Source organism: Treponema medium, from assembly GCF_017161265.1.
GTDB lineage: Bacteria > Spirochaetota > Spirochaetia > Treponematales > Treponemataceae > Treponema > Treponema medium.
Window position 1 is genome coordinate 1,401,386 of sequence record NZ_CP031393.1, and the last position, 15,855, is coordinate 1,417,240.

A 15,855-nucleotide genomic window follows, 5' to 3' on the forward strand; every position below is an offset into this window, starting at 1 on the left:
TGTACATCCGTGTACAACAGTTGAAGGCGAATTTTGGCAAAGCCAAAATATCGCTGCTATATGGAACCACTGCCCTCCTTGGCAGTTCTGGTTGAGTAGTCTCAATTTCTCCACGGGGTTGTTAAAAAAACGGCCTGATGCATTTACCCGGCGGAAGTTTGACATTTGAAGTGCTTACCGCTATACTTTTTTTATGCTCAGTAATTTTCATACTCATACGTATCTGTGCAAACACGCTGAGGGTACTCCGGTTGATTATGTACGGCAGGCTGCAGCTGCCGGTTGTTCCGCGCTCGGGTTTTCCGACCATTGTCCTTATCCACACGACGATATGTGGCTTTATTGCCGGATGGCGGCGGCGGATATACCACGGTATAAGCGCCTTGTTGAAGACGCAAAAAAGGAAGCTGATTTTCCCGTGTACTTCGGGTTTGAATGCGAATGGTCGCCGCAGCACCGCAGCTGGTTTAAGGATGAGTTAATCGGCCGCTACGGAGCCGACTATTTGGTGTTCGGTTCCCACTGGTTTCCGCTGGATGGCGAACTTGAATATATTGCGACCGTTACGGAAAGACGTCTGCTGCATACCTATATCGATTTTACGATTGAAGGGATGAAGTCGGGACTCTATGCGTTTTTGGCTCATCCCGATTTGTTTTTGAGCAGCATCCGGTCTATCGACGCAGACTGTCTTGCCTGTGTCGATGCGCTCATCGATGCGGCAAATGATTTGGGTATGCCGCTTGAAATCAATGGGTACGGACTGATTAAATCGAAGGTGCGGCGGGATTACGGTGCGGACTATCAATATCCCGTAGCGGCGTTTTGGAAACGGGCAGCGCAAAAAAATGCCCGTATTATCTGCAATGCCGATGCGCACCAAATAGAACAGGTTTTAGCAGGAGTGCAGAACGGTATCGACTATGCGGAAGACCTCGGCATACCGATAATCGGTGCGGCGGAAGCACTGGGCTTTGCACATACATAGGACAGAATCACCGGTATGTTGAAAGAGGGAATTTTTTTGAGGATATACGATGCGTAAGGATAGGCCGCATATTGCCGAACGGAAAGCCGCTCGTGCCGTTGTGGAAGGACGGGTGCAGGGTGTGGGCTTCCGTTATTGGACGGTACAAGTTGCACGGGAATTCGGCATTACCGGCTGGGTGCGGAACTGTCCCGACTATTCGGTGGAAATATTTGCGGAAGGAGACGGCGCCGCGCTCTATGAATTCTTTGATGCGGTACAACACAGTCATCCCCGCGCGTATATTTCCAACTTTACCGTTACGGCTGCACGGTATGAGGGTTGGCATTCGTTTAAAATACAGCATTAGGAACTTTTGAAAATAGACGATGCAGATACGAGGCGCGAGCATAAATTAACCGCAGGTACGCCCAAAAATAAACATCCTTGTTCATTTTTGGGCTACAAGTTTGTAGGAACAAACTTGCTTCTGCTTGAAACCACTGCCCTCCTTGGCAGTTCTGATACGTTGAGGATTTTCAGAAGCGGCACGGATGCCGCTGGTTTAAACAGAAACAAGTTTGACAATGGTCGAACTTGTGTTCAGCGAAGTACAAGGACGTACTTCGCTGAACGAGCAACGAAGTAGATGCACCGTATATTTTCAAAAGCACTGGAAAAAGGGGAAATAATGGTGTTCAAAATAGTGCTTCCATTTTTATATCTCGGGCTCGGTTTTCTTGTGGGAAAAACGCCGATCGATATAAAAAATCAGACGGCATATTTGCTTACCAGAATAATTATTCCGCTGATCATTATTTACAATATTTCAACGTGCCGTGCCGACTTATTTTTCAGTATATTTGCTATGATTATTATGATGACGGTAATGATGTATATGAGCCGTCTTTTCAGCGCCGATGCCGTCGAACAGTTATGTTTTTTCTATTTAAATATCGGATGGCTTTCGTTGCCGATTGTTGCAACGGTATGGGGAGACGACGCCGCAACCGCCGTACTTTCGCTGTATATCGGAAACTCTCTTTTCGGAAATTCCATCGGCGCCGGTATGTTGATCAATAACGGCGCTGCAAAGATTGATATAAAACGGACACTGAAATCTCCTCCCGTTGCAGCGCTCGTTATCGGGATTATCTGTATTCCTTTCGGGGACAGTATCAAGCTTTATTTGCCGCCCTTATATCGCATACTTAAATTGGTTATGAGTATTTTAGGTATGGGCGTACTCGGTATGTGGCTTGCAAAAATTAAGCTTGAAATCAAGGATTTAAAACTAACGCTTAAACTGGCGATACTGCGAGCGCTTACGGTTGCTTGTCTGATGACACTGTTTATCTTTATTGCGGGGCTACTGCACTTGGAATTGGTAACCGCTAATAAGCAGGCGCTGTATATGATCTGTATCTTGCCGCCTGCCGCCAACATTATCGTGCTTGAAACACATTACTGCCATACGGGGAAATCTGCGGGACTTACCGCGTGGGGAACGCTGTTGAGTTTAGTGCTTATCCCGATATATATTGTAGCAACAAGACTGCTATTTTAAACCATGGCAAACGCATCAGGAATATTTTAAGCGGGAGCCTTCCTTTTATGAGAAATTTCATGGGTATAGGTGAGCGTCTACAATGACGCCTTCATCAACTGATGAACATCCCTGTCCATCAGTTGATGACGAATTTTGGCAAAGCCAAAATATCGCTTCTGCTCTAACCACCGCCGTCCGTGGCGGATGTATTAACCGTCAAGTTTTCTTTCGAAAACTTGCGCATTGACGTGTGCGCTTTTCGCGGACGAATGCAACGGTTTCCAAAATGCATATTTTGTTCAATCGTTGCATTTTACGGAAACAAAATTTCTCATACTTTTTCCTAACAATCGGGTAAATGCATCAGGCAGAGTAGATAAAAAGCGCAGAATCATTGTATCTAAGTTTGAAAATTATTTTTTCGTTAGCCTTTTAAAAATAGGCGAGGCAGATACGAGGCATGAACAAAAATTACCCGCAGGCGTGCTTTTGCACGTCGAGGACTAATTTTTGTGAAATAACGAAGTAGATGCCCGTATATTTTTAAAAGGAAAGGTTGAACAGCCTACAATTATTCTGCGAGGTTTCTAAAAAAACGACCTGATGCGGTTGCCTTCAAATTTTTTATAAAAATTTTCATTTTTTCCTCTGAATTTCAAGCCAGTTTGCGTCGCGTGCTTTATAAGACATATAGCATCAACCGCAAGGAGGTTTTTATGCAACAACAAAAACGGATAAAATCCGCGACGTGTATCAAATACTGTGCCGTATTGCTGTTCTGGCTTATAGCAATAAGCATAACAGGATGTCAACAACCGGCAAAGCCGTTACTCAAAGAGGTAAAAACGGAAAAAACACCGCAAAAACCTACAAACAATTCTTCATCCAAAACGGATAAATCTAACAATGGAAAAAATACGAATAGTGGGCAAAACAGCGGTAATTCCGGTAATCAAAACAATGAGCAGGGAAAGATTACCTACCAAGGACTTGATATTCCCGATATCCTTTCACGGTCGCCGCAGAAGTTACGCGAAATGATTATACAAGAACGACAGATCGGCGATGAAACAAAGCCGCAATTCAATGAACAAGGAAAGATAGTAAAGTACATTGAAAAAGAGGTCGAGTATGATATTTCAGCCGCTTTTGACGACAATCTCCTACTCGATCCTGCCCAGAACTCAATCTATCCCGGCGCCGTTCTACGAGGTGATAGTCTTGATAAAGAAAGCTATCAAGAAATTACCGAAGGTAATAAACGCACCGCAACAATCTCTTTTGATTTACAGGGAGTAAAAGATAAAGAAGGAAAAACCGGGAAACCGGGCATTACTTCCGGTAAAATCATCCCGAATCTAGCAGCATATCGCGAGTTACGAAATCAGATTCTCAGCCAAAGTATTACCTATCATGCCTCTGCCCATTCAAGCTATGAAGAGATGGAAATTACCAATGAAAAAAGCCTCGAGGCGCAGCTTAAAATAGGTGTAGGTTTCGGTGCAGCCGGAATTAAAAGCAAGATAGCGGCAGGGTTTAAGTTTAAGAAAGGAGAACAAAAAGAACGGCGTCTTATCAAATTCGTCGAAACGTTTTACACCGTCGATGTAAATCAAGAAGCGGCTCCGCTTATGATCAATATACCGCGCGAAGCTGTGGGGAACCGGATGCCGGTGTATGTGTCGTCGGTTTCTTACGGGCGCATCGCCTATCTTACCATTGAATCCGATCAGGAAAAGTCCGAGCTTAAAGCCAATCTCGATACCGTATTTAAAGTTACGACCACAAACCATGCCGAAGCCGATATTGATACTGCAATCAAAAGACTGGAAAAGGGAACAACAATTACGATCAATATTATCGGAGGCGGTAGCGAGGCTGTTACCGATCTTAAACAGTTCCAAAAATATATTGTAAAAGAAGGCTTTTCCGCAAAGAATCCGGGACACATTATTAAGTATCAACTACGGTTCTTGGATGATAATGCCATCGCTTATATCAAATACGGTGAAAAATATAAGACTGTCGAACGTATTGAGATACCTGCAAAAGGATACAAGGTAACTGCAACGGTAGAAAATATCAAAGGTAGCGGATTCCCGTCCGCCCATATTACCGGGACAGTCGATATGCAGCCGCTTGATAGGGATACGCTGAGGCAAATCATCTTTAACTACGATAATACAAAACCGAAACTAACGGTTAAACGCAATGATAATGTAAAACCGCAAGCGCAGCCGAACAGTATTATCGTACCGGACGAATCTTCTGTTATTCAGCTTTCCTTCGATATAAAAGGAGAGATAGGCGGTGGGCAACAAGTTTTTGTAAGATATCCACAAGGAGACAGCCCCAAGCTGCCCATTCGTACGGTCAATACATTCAAAAAAAGCCCCTTACAACAGTTTATGCTCCATCGTGAAGGATATCCCACTGAAACACTGGTATTCGATGTTCGATTTAAAGTTGAAAAAGAGAGTTAACAAGAAAAGGGCGATGCACTGATTTTAAACAACCTGTGCAAAGTTTTAGATAAAACTTTGTACAGGTTATTAGACACAAGCAGAGTAACCTTAAAACCAATCGCCGCAGATAAGACGGTGCGCGGCAGAACCGGGGAGCGGTATCGGCGGCAATGCATCGCGTGTAAACCATGCCGCTTCCGATAGCTCTTCCTTTTGTACGGTAATATTGCCCGAAACATATTCGGCGCGGAAGGCAAGCATCAACTGGTTGGGATACGGCCAGCCTTGGCTTCCGCGGTACCGGATATCTTTGACAGTTAAGCCGACTTCTTCGCGTATTTCTCGAACAACGGCTTCTTCTGCCGTTTCACCGGCTTCGATAAAGCCCGCAATGCAGGTATAAAGGTCGGAGATGTGCTGTACATGCCGCGCTAAAAGAATTTGTTCACCTTTGCTGATAAGCACAATAATGCACGGCGCAAGCACGGGATAACATACCCTGCGGCATTGTGGGCATTCCAGCGCTGTTTCGGTTACACTTAAATGCAGACAGCTGCCACAAGAAGAACAATACTTTGTATGCTGCAGCCAATCGAGCAAAAGCGCTGCCCGTGCTACAATCGCAGCATACTGAGCAGGTTCCGTTACAAATAGGCTTCGATACGGTATTCGTTTAAAGCCTTCCGGCTCTGCCGCATCAGGCGATAAGGCTGCCGCAAAGGTGTGATATGCCTTTTCACCGTAAAGACCGAGAATATCACTATCATTATATTTTTTAAGAACTTTAGATACTTCGTTACCGTTCGGCAACTGTCCATTTCCTAAAATAAAAATATTTTTCTTTTGTATTAAAACACCGAATTCAAAATCAGCCCCATCGGGACAATCTATAAGCGCCATGTGTTTCAGTATATCCTTTTATCGGTTTAAGTCAAATCGACATATCCCAACATATCCCGATTGCTAAAAATGATGCTTACTCATTTTCGATAATAATTTGGCACATCTTCATAACCTGCAGCGCCGCCTTGTGATTTTCGGGCGTTGTTCCCGCACAACAAGCGGCATCGACATGAATGGGGATTTCGGGAAAAAAGGCTTTTAACAACAGCGCATTCGATACAACGCAAATGTCCGTGCACAATCCTATCAGTGTAATAGAATGGATTGGGGTTCTTTCATGCAAACTTTTTAAAGATTCCGCCAGCAAAAGCGAACCGAAGGTAGGCTTTTCATAGACTTGATCGGTTATGAGCTTTTTAATCGGAGCAACAAGTTCCCATCCCTCCGTATTTTTTATGCAATGCTGAACAGGTAAAAACATTCCTTCTTGAGATTGCAGATATGAACTTTGGTGCGTATCTTGCGTAAATACAATGTGCCCCTTAAAAGTCTCAATCTTTTTTACGACATTTTGAACAATCGCTTGCGCTTCCTTTGTACCCAAACTCCCGCTGACAAAATCATTTTGCATATCGATAACAGCCAACACATCATTCATAGAAAATCCTCCGTCTATCTCAAATTTATTGATGGAACAACTGGATGTATCTCTCCATATATAACTTTATATCATTTATTTCAAATACGGACGAGGGCATGTATCAATAAGAAACCGAACACTGTCTTCTATAAAAAATTCTATAAAAAATGAATGCTTGACAAGAGCATTTTCAAAGTGTAGGCTATGAAATTAAGTTAATGCTACCATATTATAGGAAAAACCGTGTATCGATATGAGACGGTATTTTTCTAACTGAGTACCTTCTAAAAATTAAAATTTTTTGAGGTGCTTCAATATCTTATCAAGAAGGATGTATTATGAAAAACGCAGTGATTAAAGGGGCGAGCTATACGTTAGCATACAGCCCCGATCTGTTAAAACGGAACGGTTCAACTCAGACCGCAGCGATTGCAAAAGATCCTGCCGATCCCTATATTGCCGCAATTCCGTCTCACTTACGAACCTTTGAGCAAGCTGTTCAATATCCGCCCAATCAGGTGTATATCGGAAACAAAAAACCTGAAGATTTGCCCGGCATCCCCGAGCCGTGGTTTAAATGCACCGAAAAAGCCGACCGCTTTGGGCCGTTCGGCGAAATTGCAACGCAAAAAGAACTTTACATCTTGATGAAGTATGCCGACGTCTTTGAACTGGTATACTTAACCGAAGAATTTACTGCCGAAGCGGCAACGATTATTCAAAATCATCCGTTAATGAAAGATAAGGCGATTACGTTGGGAGAAGCCCATTCCAAGGCCGATATCGAAAAATTGGTGCAATCGCATACAGCGGAAGGTTTATACGACAATGACATTCTGGTCGGCTGTGTCAAGCAAGCGCATGACACCGACCCGAACTTGAGCGCCCATACGATGCTCGAAAACCTTGTTACCAAGGGAAGCGGTATTTTAACCGCGTGGCACCTCGCAGAACTTGAAGGCATCAATGCAGCGGACATCGATTATATTATCGAGTGTTCCGAGGAAGCTGCGGGCGATGTGAACCAGCGCGGAGGCGGAAATATCGCAAAATCCGTCGGTGAAAAAGCGGGATGCGTTCATGCAACCGGCTGCGATATCCGCGGTTTCTGTGCAGCGCCGGTACACGCATTGGCAAATGCCGCCGCCCTTGTGCGGTCGGGTATCTTTAAGAACGTGATGGTTGTCGCCGGCGGTTCCGTGCCTAAGCTCGGTATGAACGGTAAAGATCATGTTAAAAAAGAGATGCCGCTCCTTGAGGATATGGTGGGCGGTTTCGCCGTTTTAATTACGGAAGACGATGGTGTAAATCCCGTTATCAATACCGATGTCATCGGTAAACATACGATTTCTTCCGGTTCTTCTCCGCAGGCGGTTATGACAGCGCTTATCTACGATCCGCTCAACGCCGCAGGGATGAAGATTACCGATGTCGAAAAGTTCGCTGCGGAATTGCAGAACCATGAAATTACCGCTCCTGCGGGCGCTGGAAATGTGCCGGAAGCAAACACAAAGATGATCGCCGCGCTTGCGGTTATGAAAGGACAGCTCGAACGCGCAAAAATCGCGGAATTTGTAAAGCAATACGGCGTGGAAGGTTTTGCGCCTACGCAGGGACATATTCCCTCCGGCGTTCCCTTTATCGGCCATGCACGGCGGGATATGCTCGCAGGCAGTCTGCACCGTGCGATGATTATCGGAAAGGGCAGTTTGTTCCTCGGCCGTTTGACAAACCTCTTTGACGGTTTAAGCCTTTTAATAGAAGCAAACAGCGGCAAGGGAAGTTCCGGTGCTGCGGGCGGCGCCGGTGAATCGGAAATTAAGAAGATTGTAGCCGATGCTATGCGCGATGTTGCTGCCCGTATCTTAGCGGAGGACGGAGCAAAATGAGCAGTACAAAACAACAAGTAGCCGATGTCTTCAGCCTGATGGCGAAGGGACTGGAAACCGGCGCCTTTGCGGAAGCTTTTCCGGTCGGCTTAACCGTCCCCGGCAGCGAGCACGGAGAAGCGGAGCTTATCCGCGCGGCAAAGCTGGCAGCCCATGCCAATCCCGGATTGGATATTGTGCTGATCGGCGGCCCGAAAACCGAGGGGTTCCGCTGGTATGAAGCGCCGACGCTGGAGGACGCGCATCATAAAATGGAAGAATTGTTTAAAACGGGCGAAATAAAAGCCGCTGTAACAATGCACTACACTTTCCCGCTCGGCGTTACGACAATCGGAAAAGTAGTAACGCCCGGCTTCGGCAAAGAGATGTTTATTGCGTCCACTACCGGCGCCTCCGATGCCGACCGGTATAAGGCAATGCTGTTAAACACCTTTGCCGGAATTGCCGTTGCAAAAGCAAACGGTGTTGAAAATCCGACGGTCGGGCTTTTAAACATCGACGGCGTTGCAACGATTGAAAAAGCATTGTTAAAGCTGCAAAAAGCGGGCTATCCGATACACTTTACCGAATCGCACCGCGCCGACGGCGGGGTACGTATGCGCGGCAACGATTTGCTGCAGGGCACCCCCGATGTGATGGTCTGCGATACCTTAACCGGCAATGTGCTGATGAAGCTTTTCAGCTCCTTCTTAACAGGCGGTAGTTACGAAGCCTCCGGTTCCGGTTACGGCCCCTGCGCCGGTAAGGATATGACCGATGTCGTCGCGATTGTTTCCCGTGCATCGGGCGCTCCGGTTATCGCCGCAGCCTTGGCGTATGCTGCGCACAGCGCTCAGGCAAACCTACAAGCGCTGTGCCGTGCCGAGATACAAGCCGCCGAAAAAGCAGGGCTGCAAGCCATACTCGACTCGTTCGGCGCCGCAAAAGAAGCAAGCGCCGAGACAGTCGCAGTACCGCCTAAGAAGGTTGTTACGGAAGAAATCCACGGCATCGACGTTATCGACATAGAAAATGCCTGCAAGACGCTCTGGAAAGAGAACATCTATGCAGAAGCGGGCATGGGCTGTACCGGCCCCGTCATCCTGCTTGCCGGTGAAGACGCCGAACAAGCGCGTAAGATTTTAACCGCAGCGAACTATATATAATCAAAATCGGGTAAACGCATCAGACAGCTAAAAACATATCGCAAAATAACCGGCTGGAGCAGCATTTGAACCGCGCAGCGGTGAAATTCTGCTGATACAGCCGGTTATTTTGCGGGATTATACTCTCAAAAATCTGATGCGTTTACCCTGTTGAAGCTCGCTTGACCTTTTAATAAAATAAATTTATTATTATTAGTATGGGTTTCCTGACAAGTCAACAGCTTAATAGGTATTACGATTTTTTCCAAAAAGCAGAAATAACTTTTACAAAAGAAGTCATTCAAGCGATGAATCTTAACGCGCAGCAATCGTCAATACGCTGCGTCGGTTCCGAAGGTGGACCCTGGCCATGCGTCATTAACTCTTCTTCGATGATAGGAGCAAAGGTCATCGTACCGCAGCATTGTGGAATATACGAAAAAATATGCGCAGGTTCCACAGCAATTTCACTGTGGTTTTCTTTTTTACAAATGAATGGAAAAAGCGATCTCTCTTTCTTTGTCTCCGGTAAAGTGGTTAGCTGCACACCATATACGGTAACACCCGATTTACTTCTGCTTAATATTGAATACACACAGCGCGCTCCCGACGATTTAATTGAAAAATTGGGGCTTCTTGTCGATGCAAAAGCGAATACCACTAAGCGTGGTGATGAACGTATCGAATTAAACGCAGAAGCAATGCGAAAACTCTCGCTGGCAAAAAAAGAAACAATTGTTTACATCGAAAATATTCCTCGACGCTGTATTGTACGAGATATTTCATTTTCCGGTGCAAAGTTCATTATGGCAGGTATTGCTCCATTTTTGCTCAATAAAGATTGTGTGCTAAAGTTCGACTTTGATGATCCTACCGTCATTGTTGGATTGCGCGGTAAAATTATCAGAGCGGAGTTGGTAGAAAAACGGAAAGACCTGATTGCTGTTGCGATGACGTATACACCCTCAACAGTGCCGCTTGCGTATAAAATACGATTAACTCAATACTTTAACCAGCAACGTAAAACCTACCTCTAGCGAGGTTAATCAGCACAAATAAACCTTCGTAAGGCAATAGGATACATACAAATGGAAAACTCCGATAAGCAACTTATTTATATCAAAGTGCCTGATGAATATGCTTTAGCGGCAAAAATTCCCGGATTTGATTCATCGATACCGCTTCCGCTCCTTCTAACAGATGAAGAGAAAGATTTTACAGCGGAGAGTATTTCTGAAGAGATGATTTTAGCCGGTATGCTTGATGTATTTGCATACGAAAGAGATAATCAGCATATTGCGTACTATCGGGATATTTTTAAGGAATTACGTCCAAATATCCTCGAAGAAATGACCAATGCTGCAATTTTAAAGATAAAAAACGCCGATTTTGACTTAGCCGAACAGCTGCTGTTTGCACTTGAAGGGCTATTCCCCGAACATATCCAGACAAAATTGAACATTGCCTTACTGATGGATGAACGTTCTCATTTTTACGAACAAGCGGGAGCAGAGGATTATGCCGAGTACTATACCGACAAAGCTTTTCAAACGTATAAAGAGGTATTAGCAGCAGAACCGCCGTTACCTGATGCCTTTTTTAATGCAGGCTTTTTCTTTATCCGCCAGAAAAGCTTTCCTAAAGCAAAGAGCGTATTTGAAACATATTTACATATTGAAACGGCACAAGATGAATTAACGGCACAGCGTAAGCAAAAGGCTTCCGAACTCATTGAATGGATAGAAACACAGGCGCTTGATGATGAGCTTTTTAAAGGCGCTTTTGATTTTATTCAGATGGGCGAAGAAGAAAAGGCGCTTGAAAAAATACGAGAATTTTTGGAACTTCATCCTAAGGTATGGAATGCGTGGTTTTTACTCGGCTGGGCGCTGCGCCGTCAGGAACGATGGAAGGACGCTTCGGAAGCATTCCTGCATTGTCTGGAACTTGGAAAAAAGACTCCAAAAGAATTAGCTGTTGCCTATTGCGATATTTGCAACGAGCTTGCCATCTGTTTAATGGAGCTTGACCAATTTGGTGAAAGCCGGCGGTGGCTGATGAGCGCACTTGAGCAGGAACCGGAGAATATCAAAATTATTTCAAATTTAGGGACTATATCGTTAAAAGAAGGAAAAACGGAAGAAGCGAAGGCTTTTTTTAGAACAGTTCTTGATATTTATCCCGAAGATGCGCTCGCCGGTGAAATCTTAAAAAAATTGGAAAATACATAAAGGATACGATACTGAGGTATGAATGGTCATCGCTCAAAAATTCGACAGAGTTTTTGAGGCAAGCAGCAGTATCCTAATAATGCGGAGTATACTATGAATATAGCAATTATCTATGGCGGAAGATCGGGCGAGCATGAGGTATCGCTGGTCTCCGCTTCTTTTGTTGTCCGTGCTATCGGTAGCGAACATACCGTACATTTAATTGGCATTACCAAAAACGGTGAATGGTATTTGCAGCCTGAGTCTCTCTTAGAACACATCCGCAAGGATACATCCGCGGTACTAACAATAGAGCGTAATAAGACAGCACGTGTTGCCGTTATCCCGGGTGGAGGTACTACATCCGGTTTATCAGTAAACGGTAAGCCGATTGCTACGGATGTTGTTTTTCCGGTGCTACACGGCAGTTTTGGAGAGGACGGCACCATCCAAGGTTTATTTGAAATGGCTGATCTCCCGTATGTCGGCGGCGGCGTGCTTGCAAGTAGCGCTGCAATGGACAAAGAAAAGACAAAGATAATCTGGCAGCATGAGCAGTTGCCGATTGTTCCATTCTTATGTGTAAGAAAATTCCAATGGGATAACCCGAGAGAACGCGAAAGTTTTATCACTCAGGCAGAAAAAGAATTGGAATACCCGATGTTTGTCAAACCTTGTAGGGTCGGCAGTTCCGTCGGCGCCGGTAAAGCAGCCAACCGCACCGAGCTGCTGCAAAAGATGCAGGAAGCGTTTCTCTGGGACAGCAAGGTACTGATCGAAGCCTGTATTGCCGCGCGCGAAATCGAATGTTCCGTAACCGGCAATGATGAATGTGTGGTCTATACGCCGGGAGAAATTATCCCCTCGCATGAATTTTACGATTATGATGCAAAATATACTGATCCTGACGGAGCGCAGCTGAAAATCCCTGCCGATATCGACGACGAACAGCGTCGAGAAATCCGCAGTATTGCAGGCAAAGCCTACCGAGCGCTTGATTTAAGCGGCTTATCACGGGTTGACTTCTTTATAGATAAAAAAACAAAGAAAATCTATCTAAACGAAGTAAACACCATTCCGGGCTTTACCGCTATCTCGATGTTTCCAAAGATGTGCGAAGCCTCAGGAATGCCATATCGGGAACTCATCATGCATTTATTCGATCTTGCGATAGAGCGATTTAATTCCACACGGCAAATCAGAACGGATTGGAAGTAAAAGCGGACGGTGTACTCGCTTTAAAAAAGCGGGTGAAAGATTACCACTAGATCTATTCGATAACTGCGTTTTCGAATAGGTCGATGAGTTCTAAATCGCACAAATAGCACGATGCGTGAACATCGCATTTCAAGGAAACCTGTTCAGAAACGGAAGTTTCCGAACAGGTTTACTGTAAGGGAGAAGCCGAACGAAACAATCGGCGGCTTCTCCTTAGTAAAATAGCTAGGCATCTCTAAAAACGATTTTTAAAGATTTTTTATTTACTATTTACTATGAGCACGTCCGATAATAATCTTCTGTTGACTTTCGAGGCTCTGTTGAGGCCGCATATAAATTCTTGTCATAAAGATAATAAAGAACACCGCTGCAACAACAATACCGACTGCATAAGAAATCGTAATTCCCTGCATACCGAGCCGAACCAGATTGAAACACTCCGGCGCATACATAAGATAGGTAACGGAAACGGCCGACATAAAGGTTGCGGGGATAACCGCGATCCAGCATCGGTTCCGATTAGAATAGTTTGTCGCAAGGTAAGCGCCGCCCGTCCATAACACAATCATTGCAAGCGTTTGATTTGACCACGAGAAATACCGCCATACAACATTGTAATTGATAAGCGAAATACAGTATCCAATCAGCAGCAGCGGTACGGCAACTGAAAGCCGTGTCTTCAGATTCTTTTCATCAAGTTTAAACCAGTCAAAGACAATCATACGCGCACTGCGGAACGCGGTATCGCCCGAAGTGATGGGACATGCAATAACGCCGACCATGGCGATTGCACCGCCGACCGTTCCGAGGAGACCGGTACAGATTGTGTATACCGACTTTGAATTTCCGCCACCGATATCGAGGAGCGCTTTAAGACCGGTACCTGAGCCGTCTTTATTCCAAAAGAAAGCGATCGCTGCCGATGCCCATACCATTGCGATAATACCTTCGGCAACCATTGCGCCGTAGAAAACCCAACGTCCTTCTTTTTCATTTTTTAATGTACGTGAAACAATCGGGGACTGGGTTGCGTGGAAACCGGAAATAGCGCCGCACGCTACCGTAATAAACATCAACGGCCAAATGGGGCGCTGATGCGCACTCGGATACAAGTTTTCGAGCGTCAATTCCATCATTGGGCGGACGCCATTGTTCAGCATTGTCGCAACCGAAACGCCAACAGCCATTAAAATCAGGAAAATACCGAAAATCGGATAGAACCGTGCAATAACCTTATCAACCGGAAGGAGAGTCGCAAGGAAATAGTATACAAGAATGATGATTGTCCATACTTTTACATTGAGCCATTCGGGAGTTAACAGCGCAAGAAGACCTGCCGGCCCTACCATAAATACGACGCCGACCATAACAAGCAGTACCAAGCCGAATACGCGCATGATATTCTGCATCGTATGCCCTAAGTACTTACCGGTAATTTCGGTAATACTGGCGCCATCATTACGCACCGATAACATACCTGCAAGATAATCGTGGACACCTCCGGCAAGCAGCGTTCCGCCGACAATCCAAAGGTAAACGCTCGGCCCCCATAAAGCGCCGGAAATTGCGCCAAAGATCGGCCCTAAACCGGCAATATTCAAAAGCTGGATTAAAAAAGCTTTTGGTTTTGAGATCGGAACATAGTCTATTCCGTCAGGATTAGCCATAGCAGGCGTCCGATTTGCTTCATTCGGAGCAAAAACTTTTTCTACAAACGTACCGTACACCAAGTAACCGACAATGAGCGCTGCAACACACAGCAAAAACGTTACCATAAAAGAGTACCTCCTGTGAATTGAATTTATGAATGACCCCTTAGCTTGCATTACTATTGAGCCATTACATATAAAGTATAAATCCGTTTATTCTATTTGTAAATAAAAAAACAGAGTTTTATTGCACGCGCAAAGATATTAAAAAATCGGCGCGGATATCCAAGGGCATCTCTAAAAATCTCAGTTTTTTAGCGATGCCCTAAATCATGATTTCCCCTACGACATACCTATACATATCCACTACATAATGGAAGAAAACCGTGGTATAATGTGGTATAATAAAGAACAAGATGGATAAAATATCGATTAGATTTTTTAATGATACGGAAGTTCGCGCCGTTTGGGATGAAGAACAGTCCAAATGGTGGTTTAGTGTGCTTGATATTATCGGGGTCTTAAACGAACAACGCGAATACGAAAAGAACCGTAACTACTGGAAATACTTAAAAGCAAAACTGAAAAAAGAGAATAATCAACTGGGTAGTGTTACTACCCAGTTTAAACTTACCGCGCCTGACGGTAAAAAACGGTTATCAAACGTCATTGATTACAATCAAGTAATAGAGCTTGCAAAAAATTTTCCGAACAATAAATCCGTGCCGTTTATCCAGTGGTTTACCTATTCTGAAGAAGCAATAGATGCAAAAAGTAAAACAAAGGCATACGCGCTTTTTGAAAGTTCATTGCTGGATAGTATTGAAGTTGGGACGATACAGGGATTACAGCAGATTCATGCCTATCTTTTTGGAGGGCTCTATGATTTTGCCGGTAAAATAAGAACCGTAAATATTTCAAAAGGAGGTTTTCAGTTTGCGGCAGCAGAGTTCCTTGAACAAAATCTTGCCGGAATAGAGAAAATGCCGGATACAACGTTTGAACAGATCGTAGAAAAATATGTCGAGATGAATATCGCCCATCCTTTCCGTGAAGGTAATGGAAGAACAACAAGGATATGGCTGGATTTAATCCTTAAGCGTACATTAAAAAAGTGCATCGATTGGAGCAAAATCAATAAAAGAGAATATCTGGAAGCTATGGCGGAAAGCGTAATCGAGTCAAGCAAAATAAAGGTTTTGCTGCAAAATGCTCTGACGGACAAAATCAATGACCGTGAAATGTTTATGAAAGGGATTGATTATTCCTATTATTACGAAGAAGCGGAGTAATATGCACCA

13 protein-coding genes are annotated in these 15,855 nt (G+C 44.6%); 10 read left to right on the forward strand and 3 right to left on the reverse strand.

Going from position 1 to position 15,855, the window contains the following annotated elements:
- Nucleotides 1–193 precede the first annotated feature (193 nt).
- From DWB79_RS06245 to DWB79_RS06260, 4 genes are all read left to right on the forward strand, one after another.
- A complete protein-coding gene (locus tag DWB79_RS06245; protein ID WP_016523190.1) occupies nucleotides 194–988 on the forward strand; it encodes a histidinol-phosphatase in 795 nt (264 codons plus the stop codon).
- Between the two features lie 49 nt (nucleotides 989–1,037).
- Entirely contained in the window at nucleotides 1,038–1,337 is a 300-nt protein-coding gene (locus tag DWB79_RS06250) for an acylphosphatase (RefSeq protein WP_016523191.1), read from the forward strand.
- A 279-nt stretch (nucleotides 1,338–1,616) separates the two neighbouring features.
- Nucleotides 1,617–2,534 (forward strand): AEC family transporter, encoded by a 918-nt coding sequence (locus tag DWB79_RS06255; protein ID WP_016523192.1) that lies wholly within the window; start codon nucleotides 1,617–1,619, stop codon nucleotides 2,532–2,534.
- A 698-nt stretch (nucleotides 2,535–3,232) separates the two neighbouring features.
- Complete coding sequence (locus DWB79_RS06260; protein WP_016523193.1) at nucleotides 3,233–4,999, forward strand: thiol-activated cytolysin family protein; 1,767 nt, start codon at nucleotides 3,233–3,235, stop codon at nucleotides 4,997–4,999.
- 90 nt (nucleotides 5,000–5,089) lie between these two features.
- On the opposite strand, the gene nudC is transcribed toward DWB79_RS06260, so the two are convergent.
- On the reverse strand, nucleotides 5,090–5,881 hold the full coding sequence (gene nudC, locus DWB79_RS06265; RefSeq protein ID WP_016523194.1) for an NAD(+) diphosphatase: 792 nt from the start codon (nucleotides 5,879–5,881) through the stop codon (nucleotides 5,090–5,092).
- Between the two features lie 76 nt (nucleotides 5,882–5,957).
- Entirely contained in the window at nucleotides 5,958–6,482 is a 525-nt protein-coding gene (locus DWB79_RS06270) for a cysteine hydrolase family protein (RefSeq protein ID WP_016523195.1), read from the reverse strand.
- 320 nt (nucleotides 6,483–6,802) lie between these two features.
- Between DWB79_RS06270 and grdC the strand changes: the two genes are divergently transcribed.
- The 5 genes from grdC (at nucleotide 6,803) to DWB79_RS06295 (ending at nucleotide 12,905) form a co-directional block, all read left to right on the forward strand.
- Complete coding sequence (gene grdC / locus DWB79_RS06275) at nucleotides 6,803–8,353, forward strand: glycine/sarcosine/betaine reductase complex component C subunit beta (RefSeq protein WP_016523196.1); 1,551 nt, start codon at nucleotides 6,803–6,805, stop codon at nucleotides 8,351–8,353.
- Nucleotides 8,350–9,498, forward strand: a complete 1,149-nt coding sequence (gene grdD / locus DWB79_RS06280; protein WP_016523197.1) for a glycine/sarcosine/betaine reductase complex component C subunit alpha — start codon at nucleotides 8,350–8,352, stop codon at nucleotides 9,496–9,498. Before grdC ends, grdD begins: the two co-directional genes overlap by 4 nt.
- Before the next feature lie 197 nt (nucleotides 9,499–9,695).
- Nucleotides 9,696–10,514 (forward strand): PilZ domain-containing protein, encoded by an 819-nt coding sequence (locus DWB79_RS06285; RefSeq protein WP_016523198.1) that lies wholly within the window; start codon nucleotides 9,696–9,698, stop codon nucleotides 10,512–10,514.
- Between the two features lie 51 nt (nucleotides 10,515–10,565).
- Nucleotides 10,566–11,708: a tetratricopeptide repeat protein gene (locus tag DWB79_RS06290; RefSeq protein ID WP_016523199.1), complete on the forward strand. Its 1,143-nt coding sequence runs from the start codon at nucleotides 10,566–10,568 to the stop codon at nucleotides 11,706–11,708.
- 93 nt (nucleotides 11,709–11,801) lie between these two features.
- On the forward strand, nucleotides 11,802–12,905 hold the full coding sequence (locus DWB79_RS06295) for a D-alanine--D-alanine ligase family protein (protein WP_016523200.1): 1,104 nt from the start codon (nucleotides 11,802–11,804) through the stop codon (nucleotides 12,903–12,905).
- A 266-nt stretch (nucleotides 12,906–13,171) separates the two neighbouring features.
- Here the strand turns inward: DWB79_RS06295 and DWB79_RS06300 are convergent, their stop codons facing one another.
- Nucleotides 13,172–14,680 carry a carbon starvation CstA family protein gene (locus DWB79_RS06300; RefSeq protein ID WP_016523201.1) on the reverse strand — a complete coding sequence of 503 codons (1,509 nt, stop codon included), beginning with the start codon at nucleotides 14,678–14,680 and terminating at the stop codon, nucleotides 13,172–13,174.
- Nucleotides 14,681–14,970: 290 nt separating this feature from the next.
- On the opposite strand from DWB79_RS06300, the gene fic reads away from it, so the two are divergent.
- Nucleotides 14,971–15,846 carry a protein adenylyltransferase Fic gene (fic, locus tag DWB79_RS06305; RefSeq protein ID WP_016523202.1) on the forward strand — a complete coding sequence of 292 codons (876 nt, stop codon included), beginning with the start codon at nucleotides 14,971–14,973 and terminating at the stop codon, nucleotides 15,844–15,846.
- Nucleotides 15,847–15,855: the final 9 nt, after the last annotated feature.

Excerpts from the sequence above, each read along its gene's own strand:
- grdC (WP_016523196.1), top strand. The coding sequence starts at position 6,803 with ATGAAAAACGCAGTGATTAAAGGGGCGAGCTATACGTTAGCATACAGC.
- DWB79_RS06260 (WP_016523193.1), top strand. The coding sequence starts at position 3,233 with ATGCAACAACAAAAACGGATAAAATCCGCGACGTGTATCAAATACTGT.
- fic (WP_016523202.1), top strand. The coding sequence starts at position 14,971 with ATGGATAAAATATCGATTAGATTTTTTAATGATACGGAAGTTCGCGCC.
- nudC (WP_016523194.1), bottom strand. The coding sequence starts at position 5,881 with ATGGCGCTTATAGATTGTCCCGATGGGGCTGATTTTGAATTCGGTGTT.
- DWB79_RS06295 (WP_016523200.1), top strand. The coding sequence starts at position 11,802 with ATGAATATAGCAATTATCTATGGCGGAAGATCGGGCGAGCATGAGGTA.
- DWB79_RS06245 (WP_016523190.1), top strand. The coding sequence starts at position 194 with ATGCTCAGTAATTTTCATACTCATACGTATCTGTGCAAACACGCTGAG.
- DWB79_RS06255 (WP_016523192.1), top strand. The coding sequence starts at position 1,617 with ATGCACCGTATATTTTCAAAAGCACTGGAAAAAGGGGAAATAATGGTG.
- DWB79_RS06270 (WP_016523195.1), bottom strand. The coding sequence starts at position 6,482 with ATGAATGATGTGTTGGCTGTTATCGATATGCAAAATGATTTTGTCAGC.
- DWB79_RS06290 (WP_016523199.1), top strand. The coding sequence starts at position 10,566 with ATGGAAAACTCCGATAAGCAACTTATTTATATCAAAGTGCCTGATGAA.
- DWB79_RS06250 (WP_016523191.1), top strand. The coding sequence starts at position 1,038 with ATGCGTAAGGATAGGCCGCATATTGCCGAACGGAAAGCCGCTCGTGCC.
- DWB79_RS06300 (WP_016523201.1), bottom strand. The coding sequence starts at position 14,680 with ATGGTAACGTTTTTGCTGTGTGTTGCAGCGCTCATTGTCGGTTACTTG.
- grdD (WP_016523197.1), top strand. The coding sequence starts at position 8,350 with ATGAGCAGTACAAAACAACAAGTAGCCGATGTCTTCAGCCTGATGGCG.
- DWB79_RS06285 (WP_016523198.1), top strand. The coding sequence starts at position 9,696 with ATGGGTTTCCTGACAAGTCAACAGCTTAATAGGTATTACGATTTTTTC.